We start from the raw sequence: 16138 nt of genomic DNA, 5'->3' as shown, positions 1-16138 counted from the left end.
CCCATCGCCACGCGTTGCGCCTCGACTAGTCCAGATCCTGCGCCCGATGCCGCTCCGGCACCTGGCTCGCCTCATCACCCCAGGTTCGGTTGACGCGTTGTCCTCGCTTGACCGCGGGCCTGTTGGCGATTTCCTCGGCCCAGCGCTGCACGTGGGTGTATTCATGAGCGGAAAGGAACTCGGCCGCCGAATACACGTTGTTCCGAACCAGTTGGCCATACCATGGCCAGACCGCAATGTCGGCGATGGTGTACTGCTCGCCCGCCAGGTATTGGTTTTCAGCCAGGCGACGATCCAAGACATCCAGTTGACGCTTGGCTTCCATGGTGAAGCGGTTGATGGGGTATTCCAGTTTCTCCGGCGCGTAGGCGTAGAAATGCCCGAAACCGCCGCCCAGGTAAGGCGCCGAGCCCATCTGCCAGAACAGCCAGTTCAGGGTTTCGGTGCGGCCGGCCGGATCGGCGGGCAACAGGGCTCCGAATTTTTCCGCCAGGTACAGCAGGATCGAACCGGACTCGAACACACGGATTGGCGGTTCGACGCTGCGGTCCAGCAGGGCCGGAATCTTGGAGTTCGGATTGACCTCGACAAAGCCGCTGGAGAACTGGTCGCCTTCGCCGATGCGAATCAGCCAGGCGTCGTATTCCGCGCCGGTGTGCCCGAGGGCCAGCAGCTCTTCGAGCATGATGGTGACTTTCACGCCGTTGGGCGTCGCCAGAGAATAGAGTTGCAAGGGATGCTCGCCGATCGGCAAGTCTTTTTCATGGGTGGGCCCGGCTACAGGGCGGTTGATGCTGGCGAAGTGGCCACCCGAGGGGGCTTCGTTTTTCCAGACCTTGGGCGGAACGTAAGACGCTTGGCTCATGAACGTACCTTATCGTTTGAATGCACTGATCCTGGGACGAAGCCATAGCACATTTGCGCTATGGCTCGCGTCGAGACATGGACTCTAATCTATGGGCGGTGTGTCCGGCAGACAAGGGCGGGCAGCATTTTGTCGCGGTGCCTCTATTTCCTTTGGCGATAACCGCTCAAATAAGCCGATATAGGCTTGCTTGACGTCAAAAGATAATTCCCTCGATTCGTTACAGCCGCCCAGTTATTCGCCGATAGCCATTTGAGGTCCGGTTGATTCTCTTGGGTTCGTCGAGGGTACGTCATGTTTAATAAAACATTAAAAAATGAACTGACGGCCAGGACGGCCGACTTGGAAACCTACAAGGGACTGGTCGGAGCGCTGGAACGGTCGATGGCCGTGATCGAGTTCAGTCCCGACGGCAAGGTGCTTCGCGCCAACGCAAACTTCTTGAACACGATGGGCTACCGTGAAGATCAGTTGGCGGGATTGTCCCATCGCAATTTCTGTACCCCGGCGCTGGCCGGCAGTGCCCAATACCGGGAGTTCTGGGACCGGCTGCGAGCCGGTCAATTCGTTTCCGGGACGTTCCAGCGAATCAGTTGCGATGGCCGCCATGTCTGGTTGGAGGCCAGCTACAACCCGGTCCTGGATGAGCAGGGCAAGGTTTCCAAAGTGGTGAAATACGCGCTCGATGTCACCGCCCGGGTTGCGAGCGATGCGGAGATACGCGGTCGCTTGGCCGCACTGGATCGGGCCATGGCGGTGATCGAATTTGACCTGGGCGGCAATATCCTCACCGCCAATGACAACTTCCTGCACACGATGAATTACTCGCTGGCGGAGATCAAAGGCAAGCATCACCGACTCTTTTGCGAAGCGAGCCTGATCAACAGTTCGGAATACAGCGATTTCTGGCGGCGTCTCAATGCCGGCGAGTTTTTCAGCGGCCAGTTCAAGCGCCTGGGCAAACACGGCAAGGTGGTTTGGCTGGAAGCCAGCTACAACCCGGTCTATGACGCGGACGGCAAACTGAGCAAGATCGTCAAGTTCGCCAGTGACATCTCCGAACGGGTGGAAAAATTCGAGGAGGATTCACGCGGCGCGTCCCGTGCCTACCACATTTCTTCCGAGACCGAGCGCGTCGCCGAACAGGGTGCGCAAGTGATCCAGCAGACCGCCAAGGAGATGCGCCAGATCGCCGAAAACATCGGCGCCTCCGCGCGCCTGGTCGGGCAACTGGGCGCGCGCTCGGAAGAGATCACCGCCATCGTCAATACCATTCGCGGCATCGCCGACCAGACCAACCTGTTGGCGCTCAACGCGGCCATCGAGGCCGCGCGGGCCGGTGACCAGGGCAGGGGCTTTGCGGTGGTGGCCGATGAAGTCCGGCAACTGGCCGGGCGCACCAGTCGCTCGACCTCGGAAATCGCCGAGATGATCGGGATGATCCTTTCTGAAACCCGCGATGCCGTCGCCAGCATGAGCGTTACGCACGAGGGCGCGCTACGCGGCGTGACCCTGGCGGACCAGGCGGGATCGGTGATCGTGCAGATCAGGGCCGGGACCACCGATGCATTGGAGGCGGTGAGCATGTTCGCGTCCAAGCTCGACGAGTCGGAAGTCATTCCTAAAACGGCGATTGGCTGGGTCGGCTGAGGAGGTTGGCGGCTGCGTCCGGGGGGAGGCCAAGAGGGTCCTTGCCCATCGTGGCGCAGCTGTTTCGCTCGATCCTCGACACCGGCCAGCTCGAACCCAGGCCTGGCGATTGTCATTTATGACAAGGGCCGGGGCATTGCCGCCGAGCAACTGACCCAGGACTTTGCCTGGCGCATCTAGCGTCACGCGGGTCCAGGCCCCGGCACGGCGGGCCATTCCATTTTATGAAACAGTGGATTTCAGTCCATGCGTATTCCTGCGTCGCCGCTTTGGGCAGAAGATGGCTCCACCTCATACACCGTTCGCCAAAGGTGTGATGGACCCTCCCTGACCACAGCGCACTGACCCCGTAGCCAAGCCGGGGGCGCGAGGAGTAGCTGATGAACGAAGCCACCCAAGCACAATCTTCCCCCTGGCATGAAGGTGAGTTGACCTTGCAACGCTCCGTCGGGGCGGTGGAGATGATGGCCGGTGTCGGTCAGCGGCAACTGGCGCGCACCTGGATGCCGGACCAGCACCGTGAGTTCTACGCACAATTGCCGTTCGTGGTGCTGGGGGCGGTCGATAGCCAGGGCGACGCCTGGGCGACCCTGCGCACCGGGCAGCCCGGTTTCATGAACTCACCGGACCCTGAAACGCTGCATATCCGTTTCGATCCGCAGCCCGAGGACCCGGCCGAGGAAGGCCTGGGCGAGGGCGATGCCATCGGCATGCTGGGTATCGAGTTGCACACCCGTCGGCGTAATCGCATGAACGGTGTGGTGCGCCGCCAGCTCGACCAGGGCCTGGAGATTTCGGTGAGCCAGGCCTATGGCAACTGCCCGCGCTACATCAATCTGCGCCAGTACAGCTTCGTCGATGAACAGCCGGCCGTCTCCCGTGAACTTGACGTAACCGACCCGTTGGTTCGTCGGCTGGTGACGACATCCGATTCGTTCTACATCGCCACCTACGTGGTACGTGACGGCGAGCGGCAGGTCGATGCCTCCCATCGTGGCGGCAAGCCCGGGTTCGTGCGCATGGACGAGGACGGGACGCTGACCATCCCGGATTTCTCCGGGAACCTGTTTTTCAACACCCTGGGCAATATCCTGCTGAACCCTCGCGCTGGGTTGGTATTCGTCGATTTTCAAACCGGTGACTTATTGCAAATGAGCGGTTCGGCCCAGGTGCTGCTGGACGACCCGCAGATTGCCGCGTTCCAGGGCGCCGAACGGTTGTTGCGTTTTACCCCGCATCGGATTGTCCACCGGCCGGCGGCGATACCTCTGCGCTGGAAAGACGAGGAGGCGGGTGACTCGCCCAATTCCTTGATGACCGGCAGTTGGGAGCAGACCGCCGAGCGTTTGCAGGCCGAGGCGTTGCGCACCCATTGGCGTGCGCTGCAGGTCACCCGGGTGGTGGATGAAAGCCACAATATTCGTTCGTTCTACCTGCAAGCCACTGATGGTGCCGGCCTGCCCCGGTTCGAGGCCGGACAGCATCTGCCCGTGCGGGTGCGGTTGGAGGGCCAAGACGTGCCGTCGATCCGGACCTACAGCGTGTCCAGCGCGCCATCGGATGATTTCCTGCGCATCAGCGTCAAGCGCGACGGCGTGGTGTCTTCGCACCTGCATGAACAGATCCAGGCGAGCCACGATATCGAGGCCCGGGCGCCCCAAGGGCATTTCACCGTGGATCCCGCCGAGCGCCGGCCCCTGGTGCTGCTGGCGGCGGGCGTCGGCATCACGCCGTTGCTGTCGATGCTGCGCGAGGTGGTCTATCAAGGGAAACGCATCAGCCGCATGCGTCCAGTCTGGCTGGTGCAAAGCGCCCGCCACGTGGTCGACCTGGCCTTTCGCGAAGAAATCGATGAGCTGGTGGCGCGTGCGGGAGACAAAGTGAAAGTGCTGCGCCTGGTCAGCCAACCGCCTACCGACGGCAAGGCTGGGCAAGGCTACGACGTGGCCGGCCGGATCGATGTGGCGCTGCTCAAGCAACTGTTGCCACTGGACGACTACGATTACTACTTGTGCGGTCCGGGCACCTTTACCCAGGCGGTGTACGATGGCCTGCGCACGCTGCGCATTCCGGATGACCGCATTCACGCCGAAACCTTCGGCCCGTCCACGCTGGTGCGCGATATCGAGGTCCGCGTACCGGCGGCCGAACAAGTGCCGGCGGCGACCGAAGCGGTGAAAGTGCTGTTCTCCAGCTCAGCCAAGGAAGCCCGCTGGGAGCCGAACAGCGGGACGCTGCTCGAGCTGGCCGAGGCCCGCGGCCTGAACCCGGAATTCAGTTGCCGCGGCGGTTCATGCGGCACCTGCAAGACCCGCATGACCCAAGGTCAGGTGCATTACCTGACCCGGCCGGCCGAGCCCGTGGCTGACGGCGAAGTGCTGATCTGTTGCGCGGTACCGGCCCAGGGCAGCGAGCCTTTGATACTCGAAGCCTGATACTCGGCGATGCAGGCGGGTTATAACGCCCGTCTCACGCGCCCCGGCGCCTCGCCATAGATTTCCTTGAATTTCTTGCTGAACGCTGCCTGGGATTGATAGCCCACCTGTACCGCGATATCGCTCAAGCCCAGATGCGAATGACTCAGCAGGCTGAACGCCAATTCCATGCGCACCTGGGTCAACAGTACCCACGGCGAGACGCCCGCCACTTTGACGAATGCCCGCATGAAGTTGGCCCGGGACATGCTCGCCAGGTCCGCCAGGCTTTGTATCGTCCACTCATGGGCAGGATCATCCAGCATCGCCTGCCACGCGCGGCCAAGGCGCTTGTCTCCCAGCAGTGCGAACGAGCCGCTGTCCTGGCCGTGGTTCGCCAGGTGCGCCCGCAGGATCAAAGTGAACAGTGCCTGCGACAACGCATCCAGCAGCAAGCGCGCGCCGACCTTGTTCCCCTCCGCTTCGGCGCGAATGACATCGACCAGTGCCGGCAATGGTCCGTTGGCCGGCAGCGCGCCGCTGGGAATTACCAGATACTCAGGCAACGACGCGAACAACAGCGAGGCGCGGTTGAAGTGAAATCCACCGCAGAGCATATCCAGTTCCGCGCTGGCACCGCCGATGCGATGGATTGGCAGCGTGTCGCCGCTGATGATCTTGGGTGAGGTCGGGGCCACGATTTTCCCAGGGCTGTGCATCATGTGCCGGGCGCCCCGGGGCAACAACAGGATGTCGCCGGCGCGCATGGGCAAGCGCTGGCCGTCGGGGAACTCCACCCGGCATTCACCCGCAAGCACGATGTGGTAGGGCGCATTGCCAAGGGCTTGCTGTTCATGATCGAGGGCCCAGTCACCCTCGAACTGGCAACGCAGGTCGAGGCTGCCGCGCACGTTCGCCAGGCTGATGAGTTTATCGATGGCATTCATTTGAGCGCTTCGCGAAAAAAACTGAGCGGATCGAACAAACCCGACCCACGCCCAGCTGGAAAACTGAGGGCGTTGAAACAGTACACCCAACCCACTCAGGAGTTAATGCCATGTTCAATAACTGGTCCGAATTGTTGCCCACCATCCAGAAAGCCTTTGGTGCCCTTGGCCGCAGCAACCCGAAAATGGTCAAGGCGTATACGGCGCTTGGCGAAGCCGCCAGCGAAAACAACGTGCTCGATGGTAAGACCCGCGAATTGATATCCCTCGCCGTGGCGATCACCACGCGTTGCGACGGTTGCATCGGCGTGCACACCGATGCGGCGATCAAGGCCGGCGCCAGCCGCGAGGAAGTCGCCGCCGCCCTGGCAACCGCCATCTCGTTGAATGCGGGTGCTGCGTATATCTACTCGCTGCGGTCGCTGGAGGCGTACGACACGCTTAAGCAGCCGGCTTGATCCTGCGCTTTGCAAAGCCCGGTGCACGGTGTGCCCGGGCTTTCTCGTGATTGTTTCATGCGCTGAAACGCAATCCCCTCGCAGGACGGCTTCGTGGCCATCGTAAAAAGCTTCGATGTGAAGACTTAACCGACAGTCTCCGACTCGGCTGCCGTTCCGTGAGGTCTTCTGCGTCGCGCCTCACGTGCTTCCTCGCGCACAACCATCCAGATACCGACGGCAGACACCGCCATCCCCAACGCCATTTGCCACGACAACGGCTCATCGAACATTGCCCAGGCCCACACCATCGTTATGGGCGGGCTCAGGTACAGGACGCTGGCAACACGCGTGGCCGATGCGCGGCGCAGGCACAACCAATAGAGTCCATATCCGCCAACCGTCGACAACCCTGCAGTCCACAACACACTCACTGCGAAACCTGTGCTGGGGATCGGTGCCAAGCTGCCCTGCGAGCCCTCGATCAGGGCGAAGGCCACGCCCGACACGCAGCACTGCAGCCAGAGGTTAGGCAACAGGCCCATCGATTGCGAAGCGGGCAGGTGCTTTTGCCACAGGGTCGCGGCAGCGAGCGACAACATGCCAAGCAGTGGCAGCCCATAAACCCACAAGGGTGCGTTACCCCAGGCCAACGCACCATGGGTGCCGAGGGCAACGCCTGCCAAACCAATGACCAGACCTGCCCAGACTCGCGGCGCCATGCGCTGTCCCAGCAAACCGGCGGCCAACAGTGCCAGGCCCATCGGCAGCAGGTCCGCGAACAACGCCGCCAGGCCTGCCGGCACGCCCAGGGCAATGCCTTGGGTGATGCCGGCCAGATAGCCGGCCATCGCCAGCAGGCCGATGCCGGCATTCTTCACCAACGTCATCGGCGAGATCTGCCGCAGTTCTCTTGCGACAAAGGGAAACAGCAAAAGGGTGACCAGAACGCAGCGCCAGAACACCACCAGCAATGGCGGCGCGTAATCAAGGGAAAATCGCGCGCCGACGAAGCCTGAGCTCCAGGCCACCAGCAGTGCCGCTTCGAGCAAGGGCAATGGAACCAGCTGACAGCCGCTGGGCGAGGACGCGCAAGTAATCGATTTGGTCGGGTTCATGAGCACAGGCTACGAAAGCAGCCTAATCTAATAAATCAAAATATCCTGCAGCAGTTGTTCAAAAAGGTTGAACCATGACAGCCATACTGGATATCGAGCTGATCCGGACCTTTCATGCGGTCGCGCGGTTGGGCAAGTTCAGCGGCGCGGCGCAGCAGCTTCATAAAAGTCCGGCGGCGGTGAGCGTCCACATTCAGCGATTGGAAGCCGTCGCCGGGGGGCGCTTGCTGAACCGTGACAATCAGGCGGTCTCCCTGACTGCCCTGGGCAAGCGCTTGCTCATTTCCACCACGGAGCTGCTCGCGACCCACGACCGTGTGCTCGCCGATCTCCACGGCACACAATTGGCGGGACGCATCATGCTCGGCGTGCCGGACGAATATGCGGACCACGTCATTCGCGACATTCTCCCGACGTTCACGGCAGCCTGGCCCAACGTGATCCTGGAACTCAAGACCGCGCCCAGCTATGCGCTGCGTGAACAGGTGCAGCGCGGCAAGCTTCAAGCGGCCGTGCTCACCCTGCCGAAAGGTCAACGGCAGGCCGGGGAGGTCCTGGTCACCACCACGCCAGTCTGGGTTGCGGCCATACACGCATCCGCGAGTCTGACGGAGCCCCTTGCGCTAGCCGTGCATGCGCCGCAATGCCCTTACCGCCAAGTCATGTTGCAGGCGCTCCGGCAAAGCGGGCGCAGGGTGCGAATCGTCCTGGAAAGCCCATCGAACCAGGCCGTCAAGGCGTGCGTGGAAGCCGGTTTGGCGATCAGCCTGATCGACCGTGGCCGCGTGACGAAGGATATGCGGATCCTCAGTGATCTACCGGTGATCACGGACCATGAGGTGGTATTCATGCGGTCCGAAGCCTCGTGTACCGAAGAAGCGGTCGATCTGCTTGGCGAGGCCATGCAGCAGCGTTTTCGGCTGTAGGCAAAGGCTTTATGTGGCCTGGGGGCTTAGCGTTCCGTGCCCCTGACGCTATTCTTCGGACGGCCTGATGTGCAAGATCGTGTAGGGCAGGATAAGCGAGCGACTGGCTGGGCCCGATAGACCGAAACAGCCCACACAACCAACGCGCCAAGACTGATCAACCCGCCCAGCCAACTGACTGCGATCCAGCCCCAGCGTGCATAGACCTGGGTCGCGGCGGCAGCACCGAGCGCACTGCCGATCGAGTAGAAGCACATGTAGGCGCCGACCATGCGACTCTGCGCGTCGGGACGTGCGGCGAAAATCAGGCTCTGGTTGGTGACGTGCACGGCTTGTACGGCGAAGTCGAGCAGAACCACGCCGCAGACCAGGGCGATCAGAGAGCTTTCGGCGAACGAGATAGGTAGCCATGAGAGCACCAGGAGCCCCAGCGACACGCCGGTCACGCGGTGTCCCAAACCCCGATCGGCCCAGCGACCGGCTCTGCTGGCCGCCAGCGCTCCGGCAACCCCGGCCAGGCCAAACAGGCCGATGGCGGTGTGGGACAGCGACAGCGGCGGGGCGCTCAATGGTAGCACCATAGCCGTCCACAGTACGGAAAATGCGGCGAAGATCAGCAGCGCGAACAGGCCTCTGGTCCGCAATAGCGGTTCGGTCATGAACAGTTGGAACAGTGAGCGGATCAGCGCCGGGTAGGACTGCCGATTACGCGGCGGCGCGGTGGTGGGAGCCACTTTCCAGAATACGGTCGCGATGATCAGCATCAGTCCCGACGACACAAGATAGACCGCGCGCCAGCCTGCGAGGTCGGCAATGAATCCGGAAATGAACCGCGCCAGAAGTATGCCCAGCACGATCGCGCTGGTGAGGGTTCCCACGGCCTGGCCACGGCGTGTTGGCGCAGATAGCACGGCGGCGTAGGCCACGAGCACCTGGACGACGACAGCGAGCAAGCCGGTCATGATCATGGCGCCCAGCAGGACGAGCCAATGCTGGGATGCGCCGACGGCTGCCAGTGCGATTGCGGACAACGTTACCAGGGTCAGGATGAGCCGTTTGCCGTTGGTTTTGTCGCCCAGCGGGACGATGAAAAGTAATCCCAGTGCGTATCCGAGTTGAGTCGCTGTGACGACGATGCCGATCGCGGCGGGAGCGACGCCCAGGCTTTCGGCCATCGAGGCGAGGAGCGGTTGGGCGAAGTAGACGTTGGCGACTGCCAGTGCGCAGGTGATGGAGAAAAGGGTTGTTAAAGAGGGTGAGAGGCCTTGGCTTGGGGGGGGGTATGCGGTCATGTGCGCCTTCCAATCTGGTTGCAAATAAAAACCTGATTGGAGTCTTGCTTGATTAGGTTTTGAATTGCAACTAGTTTGATGGGGCTGCGATGAATCTTTTCGGTGGCGCGGGTTTTTTCTGCCGGGGATATACACACGAACAAAACAGCGCAAACAACCAGGAACCACAATGTCAGAAACTACCCCCTCCCCGAACAGCGAGTGCCCAGTAGCCCGAACACTGGACATCATCGGCGACCGCTGGTCACTGATGATCATCCGCGACGCCTTCGATGGCATCCGCCGCTTCAGCGAGTTCCAGAAGAGCCTGGGCGTCGCCAAGAACATCCTCGCATCGCGCCTAAAGGCATTGGTCGACGTCGGCGTATTCGACGTGCAGCCCGCCTCGGACGGAAGTGCCTACAAGGAATATGTCCTGACGCAAAAAGGCCAGGAGATTTTCCCGATCGTGGTCAGCTTGCGGCAGTGGGGCGAACGGTTTCTGTTCAGCGCGCAGGAAACGCGGTCTGTACTGCTGGACAACGCCTCGGGCGAGCCGCTGATGCCTATCGAGGTCCGCGCGTCGAATGGTCAGAAACTGCAGCCATGGGATTGCCACAGGGTCAGGCGCATCGCCGGCGAGCCTTGATCCGAGCGAGTCATTTCAGGGTTTGGCAGCTTACTCATAGCGCCGTTGGATGCGTGTCAACTCTCCGGACCGGCGCAGTTGTTCCAGCGCCTTGCTCCACGCGGCGATCACTTGGTCGTCGCTGTCGGTGCTGAAGGCGATGTACAGCGATGAGCGGTAAAGTTCGATGGGAATCTTGCGCAACATGCCCGGGGCGATGTTCAACTGGCGACTGTAGTACGCCACTCCGGCAGCGGTGTCGCCGACGATGATGCTGGTTCGTCCGGCCAGCAGCATGCGGTAGAGCAGCCTGCTTTCGGTCGCACTCTTGTCCAGGTTCTTGAACCCCAGCGACTGCAAGGTCTGTGGCACCAGGCCCGCGTGTCGCGTGGTGATCTGCGGCGCGTGCAGCAGTTGCTCCAGGGTATCGATCGGTGGCGAGTCGGCGCGCTGGTAGGCGTGGATGGATTCTTCGACAATCGGCCCGACCCACTTGTACAACGGCTCGCGCTCCGGTGTGCGGAACAGCGAGTACATGATGGTCTTGGGCCGGTTCTTCAATACCTGCGTGGCGCGCATGCTGGGTTGCACCGAGATTTCGAAGTGGTCGCCGGTCAGCGTCATGATGGCCCGGACGATTTCCGTGGTCATGCCGGTGAGCTGGTCATCCTCTACATAGTTGTAGGGCGCCCATTCCTCAGTGACGACCTGATACTGCTCGTCTGCGGTCGCAGAACCGAGCAACAGGCAGAGCAGCGCTGCGGCAGGCATCGAATGCTTCACGTGTTCTCCTGATGGACGGTGCGCCCTTGCTGGCGAACCCAAGACAAGCATAGACCCAATCACGTGCTGACAATTTTTACCTTCCACCGCTGGTAACATGCCAAGCCTCGCCAAGGCAGTCGCCATATGGGCGACAGAAAACAGGATCGCACGCTTGAACGAACAGACATTGTCAATGCGCCTTGAACGCGTGGCGGGGCTCGTGCCGAAAGGGGCGCGCCTGGCCGATATCGGCTCGGACCACGGCTACTTACCGGTGGCATTGATCAAGCGTGGGGTGATCACGGCGGCAGTGGCGGGGGAGGTGGCGTTGACGCCGTTTCGCTCGGCCGAACGCACGGTGCGTGAAAGTGGCCTGGACGAACAAATCAGCGTGCGCCTGGCCAACGGCCTCGAAGCGATCGAGCCGGCGGACGGCATCACGGCGATCAGTATGTGCGGCATGGGCGGCGAGACGATTCGCGACATTCTCGACAGCGGCAAGCGTCACCTGAACGGCGGGGAACGCTTGATCCTCCAGCCTAACGGCGGCGAACAGCCCCTGCGGCGATGGTTGATGGACAACGACTACCGCATCCAGCGCGAAGAGGTATTGCAGGAGAACCGCTTCTACTACGAAATCATTGTCGCCGAGCGCGACGGACCAGTGCGGTACAGCGCCGAACAGCTGTACTTCGGTCCGTTGCAACTACAGGCCCGCAGCCCGGTATTCCTCGCCAAATGGCAACGCATGCTGCGCCTCAAGCAAAAGACCTTGGCCAGTTTCACCCGGGCGCAGCAGGCCGTGGCCGAAGAGAAGGTGGAGGAAATCGCACAGCAGGTCCGGTGGATCAGCGAACTGCTGGCGTGAGTCCGACGAATCTCGATGACCTGAAACCGATTCAATCGGCTACGGGCCTGTCGCAGTCTGTTTAACGTGCCTTCAACCGTCCAGCAAGGTCATCACCTCTGCACTGTACCGCTCTCCCGCCACGGCGCCTTCGGGGGCGAAAATAGCGTCGAGATGATTCAAGTCATCGCTGCTCAGGTGAACGCCGGCGGCGGCGACATTGCTTTCCAGGTATCGGCGCTGCTTGGTGCCCGGGATCGCGGTGACGTTGCTGCCCTGGGCGAGCACCCAAGCCAAGGCCAATTGCGAGGCAGTGATGTGTTTCTGCTCGGCCATGGCCCGGACCCGTTCGACCAGCTCAAGGTTGCGATAGAAATTGTCAGCCTGGAAACGTGGGTTGAAACGCCGATAGTCGTCGACAGCGAAATCATCCGGGGTCTTCAGTTCCCCGGTCAAAAAGCCACGCCCCAAAGGGCTGTAGGCAACAAAAGCGATCCCCAGGCGCCGGCAGGTTTCGAGCACGCCGTTGTGTTCCGGCTCCCTGGACCACAGCGAATATTCGCTTTGCACCGCCGCCAGGGGATGCACGGCATGGGCACGCTGGATGGTTTCGGCGCTGGCCTCTGAAATCCCGATGTGGCGGACCTTGCCGGCCTTGACCAACTCAGCCATCGCGCCAATCGTTTCTTCGACTGGCACCTGCGGGTCGATACGGTGCTGGTAGTAGAGATCGAGGTAATCGGTTTCGAGGCGCTTGAGGCTGCCGTCGACCGATTGCCTAACGTATTCGGGGCGCCCATTGACGCCCCTGGCGTGTGGATCGGCGCTGCGCACCAGGCCGAACTTGCTTGCCAGGCAGATCCCTTCACGCTTGCCGCGCAAGGCCCGTCCAAGCAGCTCTTCGTTGGTATACGGCCCGTACATGTCGGCGGTATCGAAGTGCGTTACGCCGAGCTCGATGGCGCGGTGGAGCGTGGCGATCGCCTCTCGCTCATCCGCGCCGGTAGTGTAGAAGTCAGACATGCCCATGCAGCCCAGGCCGATGGCGCTGACGTGTGGGCCTTGGTGGCCGAGTTGGCGAGTGATCATGCAATTCTTCCTTTGGGTTTAGAGGACGTGATCAGTCTCCGCAAATCGGTTTTCTGGATAAAGCCAGGGATTATGGTTTAACTATTCGTCATTTCTAAATAATGAGCCGAAAACCATGGACCGATTACAGGCAATGCAAGTGTTCCGGCGCATCGTCGAACTGGGCGGTTTTGGCCGGGCAGCCGATGACCTGGGGTTGCCTCGGGCCACCGTCAGCCTGTTGATCCAGCAGTTGGAAAGTCACCTGGGCGTGCAACTGCTGCAGCGCACCACCCGTCAAGTGCGCGCCACCCTCGATGGCGAAGCCTATTACCAGCGCTGCGGCCAATTGCTGGACGAGCTGGATGATTTGGAGAACTCGGTTTCCACGCAACGAAGCCAACCCCGGGGCACCTTGCGCGTGGACATGCCCATCGCCTTCGGCTGCACCTGGATCGTGCCGAACCTGCCGGCGTTCTATCGGCGCTACCCGCAGCTGCAATTGGACCTGGGTTTCCACGACCGCCAAGTGCACCTGCAACGCGAAGGTGTCGATTGCGCCATCCGGGCCGGCACTATCGTCGACCAGGCGCTGGTAGCGCGGCCGATCGTGCGGTTGCATCAAGTGACCTGTGCCAGCCCGGGATATCTGGTTCGCGCAGGTACGCCGCAGCGACTTGAAGCACTGGCCGAGCACCGCGCCATTGGTTTTGCCGCCGGCAACGGGCGCTTCTTTCCGTTCGAGTTCGAGGTGGGGGGGCAGGTGCGCGAGCTGCAGTTGCCGTCCGAACTGACCGTCAACAACGCCGACGCCTACGTGACGGCTTGCGAAGCGGGGCTCGGCTTGATCCAGGCGCCGCGTTATCACGTCCAGCGGCAGTTGGCCGAGGGGCGCCTGGTGCAAGTGTTGGCTGAACATCCGGTGCCGTCATGGCCGATTTCGGTGGTCTATCCGCCGCATCGGCAGTTGTCGCCCAGGGTGCGGGTGTTCATCGACTGGGTGATCGAATTGCTGCATGGCGTGGCGGACGTGCAAGGTGAACTGATGGAGAAAGTGTGAGGGTTGAAAAGGGTGCTGTGCTGATGGATCCAAAACTGGCGAAGCTGGCATGAGGGGCTATTTTGTAAGGTGCGAAATTTTCTGGAGCTCCCCATCGACACATGAGGCTCAGCATGGACAACGCAGACAGCAACGCAGGATTGACCCCACGAGCGGGCACCGGCAAGACCTTCGTCGACCTTGACGGCTACAACGACAGCAAGAAAATCGCGGTGGCCCCGGACGGCAAGATATGGCTGGCGGGCATGACCGGGGTGGACAAGGGCTGGGAAAACGAAGGCTACCGGACCTCGCTGATGCGCTTCAACGCCGACGGCACCCCCGATACGACCTTCAGCGACGATGGCAAGACGCAGCTTCCCCCCGATATCTACCCGGGGGAAGGCTACAGCGCGGCCGTCCAGCCGGATGGGAAATATTTGCTGGTCTATCCGCAATTCACGTCCGGCATCGCCATGATCCGGATCAATACCGACGGCACGGTGGACCAGGGGTTTGGTATCGACGGCAAAGCCATCGTGCCGGCGACTTGGGGCGATTATGCCAGTGCCACGGTACAGCCTGACGGCAAGATCCTCGTGTCGAATCGTGACAGCTATGAGAATCTTTTTTCGGTCAGTCGCCTCAATGCCGACGGGACGGTTGACTCGACCTTCAATGGCGGCAACGCCATCGAATTCAACATCCCGGACATTGGCGCGCTGGAAGGGTACGGATTCACGCTGCAAGCGGACGGCAAATTACTGGTGCCGGGTTACAACGGCGAGATGGTGGTCGCGCGCTTGAATGCCGACGGCAGCCTGGACAGCAGTTTCGGCACGGACGGCCTGGCCGACACGCAGGTGGCAGGCTTGGCGGCCGCCGTCACAGTCCAGGCCGATGGCAAGATCCTGCTGGCCGGTGGCGGCGAACAAGAGGGCAGCGGTTATGATTTCAAGATCATCCGGCTGAATCAGGACGGCACGCTGGACACCAGCTTCGGCAATGCCGGCGTAGCGGTGCTTGACCTGACCGGGGATCGGGATATGGCGCGGGACATCACCGTACTGGCGGACGGGAAAATCCTCGTGGCGGGGCAGAGCACCTATTTCGGCAACCCTGATTTCAGCCTCATCCGGCTCAACCCCGACGGCACGCTCGACACCACGTTCGGCGCCCTTGAAGGTGTCTTGCCGCGCATTGATGGGGGGCAGGGCGATGATGTCCTGTCAGGCAGCTATGTCCCGGAGCGACTCAGCGGTCATGACGGTGCCGACTTGCTCGACGGCGCCGGGCAACGGGACGTGCTGGAGGGCGGCGCCGGTGCCGATGTCTTTCGGATCAACGTGATCGGCGACAGCTATCGTATCGACGGCCAGGTAGTCGGCGATCGCATCGCCGATTTCGACGCCAACCTGGATCGCATCGACTTGACGTCGCTGGGTTTCAGCGGGTTCGGCAATGGATTGGACGGAACCTTGGCGGTGCAGGTCAATGAGGCAGGGACGCGAACCTATCTGAAAAGCTTCGAAGCGAACTGGCAGGGCCATCGTTTCGAACTGGCCTTGGACGGTGACCTGGCTGACGCCCTCAATGAAACCAATGTGGTATTCGCGCCGCAACGGGTCCAGGGGACGGACTCAGCCGACCGGCTGGTGGGCTCGGTAGTCGGTGACGAGATACTCGCCGGTGCCGGTAACGATGTCGTTTCGGCCGGCAATGGGCACGATGTCATCGATGGCGGGCTGGGACGTGACGTGCTCAGTGGCGGCGAGGGTTCGGATGTATTCCGCTACGATTCCCTCGAAGACAGCTTCCGCACGGCGGACGGTAACTTCCAGGATCGGATCACCGATTTCAATCCGCTCACCGACAAGATCGATGTGTCGGCGTTGGGTTTCACCGAACTCTGGAGCGGTTACTACACATCGCTGCGAGCGGTTGTCAGCGAAGACGGCCAGCGGACCTACCTGAAAAGCTACAACGCCGATGAAGAAGGGCGCCGGTTCGAGATCGCCCTGGAGGGCAATGTGGCTTCGGAACTGAGCGACAACAACTTTATCTTTGCTTCCGGCGACGATGCCTTTACCGAGCTGCAACTGCTGGGCGTAGCTGCCCCGGAGCAATTCGGGTAGCAGGCCATTCGTTCCAATCCCTGGTGAC

14 protein-coding genes and 1 pseudogene are annotated in these 16138 nt (G+C 61.5%); 9 read left to right on the top strand and 6 right to left on the bottom strand.

The annotated features are described in order from the left end of the window. Positions 1-25: 25 nt before the first annotated feature. Positions 26-865 (bottom strand): glutathione-dependent disulfide-bond oxidoreductase, encoded by an 840-nt coding sequence (yghU, locus tag JZ00_RS01230; RefSeq protein WP_039591298.1) that lies wholly within the window; start codon positions 863-865, stop codon positions 26-28. Positions 866-1159: 294 nt separating this feature from the next. On the opposite strand from yghU, the pseudogene JZ00_RS31845 reads away from it, so the two are divergent. From JZ00_RS31845 to JZ00_RS01220, 3 genes and pseudogenes are all read left to right on the top strand, one after another. Beyond that, positions 1160-1927, top strand: a pseudogene (locus tag JZ00_RS31845) (PAS domain-containing protein); the annotation flags it as partial. A gap of 3 nt (positions 1928-1930) precedes the next feature. After that, complete coding sequence (locus tag JZ00_RS31840; protein ID WP_408636545.1) at positions 1931-2515, top strand: methyl-accepting chemotaxis protein; 585 nt, start codon at positions 1931-1933, stop codon at positions 2513-2515. A 380-nt stretch (positions 2516-2895) separates the two neighbouring features. Then, positions 2896-4950, top strand: a complete 2055-nt coding sequence (locus JZ00_RS01220; RefSeq protein WP_039591296.1) for a 2Fe-2S iron-sulfur cluster-binding protein — start codon at positions 2896-2898, stop codon at positions 4948-4950. 20 nt (positions 4951-4970) lie between these two features. Here the strand turns inward: JZ00_RS01220 and JZ00_RS01215 are convergent, their stop codons facing one another. Beyond that, the gene (locus JZ00_RS01215) at positions 4971-5876 is read right to left on the bottom strand and encodes an AraC family transcriptional regulator (RefSeq protein ID WP_039591294.1); all 906 of its coding nucleotides are present in this window, start codon (positions 5874-5876) and stop codon (positions 4971-4973) included. 110 nt (positions 5877-5986) lie between these two features. On the opposite strand from JZ00_RS01215, the gene JZ00_RS01210 reads away from it, so the two are divergent. Then, positions 5987-6334: a carboxymuconolactone decarboxylase family protein gene (locus JZ00_RS01210; RefSeq protein WP_039591292.1), complete on the top strand. Its 348-nt coding sequence runs from the start codon at positions 5987-5989 to the stop codon at positions 6332-6334. Between the two features lie 125 nt (positions 6335-6459). On the opposite strand, the gene JZ00_RS01205 is transcribed toward JZ00_RS01210, so the two are convergent. After that, positions 6460-7431, bottom strand: a complete 972-nt coding sequence (locus JZ00_RS01205; protein ID WP_039591289.1) for a DMT family transporter — start codon at positions 7429-7431, stop codon at positions 6460-6462. Between the two features lie 74 nt (positions 7432-7505). On the opposite strand from JZ00_RS01205, the gene JZ00_RS01200 reads away from it, so the two are divergent. After that, positions 7506-8357, top strand: coding sequence for a LysR family transcriptional regulator (locus JZ00_RS01200; RefSeq protein ID WP_039591287.1), 852 nt, complete (start codon positions 7506-7508; stop codon positions 8355-8357). Between the two features lie 26 nt (positions 8358-8383). Here JZ00_RS01200 and JZ00_RS01195 read toward each other — a convergent pair whose 3' ends face one another. Beyond that, entirely contained in the window at positions 8384-9649 is a 1266-nt protein-coding gene (locus JZ00_RS01195) for an MFS transporter (RefSeq protein WP_082112018.1), read from the bottom strand. Positions 9650-9818: 169 nt separating this feature from the next. Between JZ00_RS01195 and JZ00_RS01190 the strand changes: the two genes are divergently transcribed. Then, a complete protein-coding gene (locus tag JZ00_RS01190) occupies positions 9819-10277 on the top strand; it encodes a winged helix-turn-helix transcriptional regulator (protein WP_039591285.1) in 459 nt (152 codons plus the stop codon). Positions 10278-10307: 30 nt separating this feature from the next. On the opposite strand, the gene JZ00_RS01185 is transcribed toward JZ00_RS01190, so the two are convergent. Beyond that, a complete protein-coding gene (locus JZ00_RS01185; RefSeq protein WP_230633465.1) occupies positions 10308-11027 on the bottom strand; it encodes a substrate-binding periplasmic protein in 720 nt (239 codons plus the stop codon). Between the two features lie 166 nt (positions 11028-11193). Between JZ00_RS01185 and JZ00_RS01180 the strand changes: the two genes are divergently transcribed. Beyond that, positions 11194-11889 (top strand): tRNA (adenine(22)-N(1))-methyltransferase, encoded by a 696-nt coding sequence (locus JZ00_RS01180; protein ID WP_082112017.1) that lies wholly within the window; start codon positions 11194-11196, stop codon positions 11887-11889. Between the two features lie 72 nt (positions 11890-11961). Here JZ00_RS01180 and JZ00_RS01175 read toward each other — a convergent pair whose 3' ends face one another. After that, positions 11962-12957: an aldo/keto reductase gene (locus JZ00_RS01175; protein WP_039591279.1), complete on the bottom strand. Its 996-nt coding sequence runs from the start codon at positions 12955-12957 to the stop codon at positions 11962-11964. Between the two features lie 115 nt (positions 12958-13072). Between JZ00_RS01175 and JZ00_RS01170 the strand changes: the two genes are divergently transcribed. Continuing rightward, positions 13073-13996 (top strand): LysR family transcriptional regulator, encoded by a 924-nt coding sequence (locus tag JZ00_RS01170; protein WP_039591277.1) that lies wholly within the window; start codon positions 13073-13075, stop codon positions 13994-13996. A gap of 113 nt (positions 13997-14109) precedes the next feature. Then, a complete protein-coding gene (locus JZ00_RS01165) occupies positions 14110-16110 on the top strand; it encodes a M10 family metallopeptidase C-terminal domain-containing protein (RefSeq protein ID WP_039591274.1) in 2001 nt (666 codons plus the stop codon). Positions 16111-16138: the final 28 nt, after the last annotated feature.

It is taken from the genome of Pseudomonas frederiksbergensis, assembly GCF_000802155.2.
GTDB classification, from domain to species: domain Bacteria; phylum Pseudomonadota; class Gammaproteobacteria; order Pseudomonadales; family Pseudomonadaceae; genus Aquipseudomonas; species Aquipseudomonas frederiksbergensis_A.
Note: the sequence above shows the minus strand (reverse complement) of the source record. Positions and strands in the feature narration are given on the sequence as shown.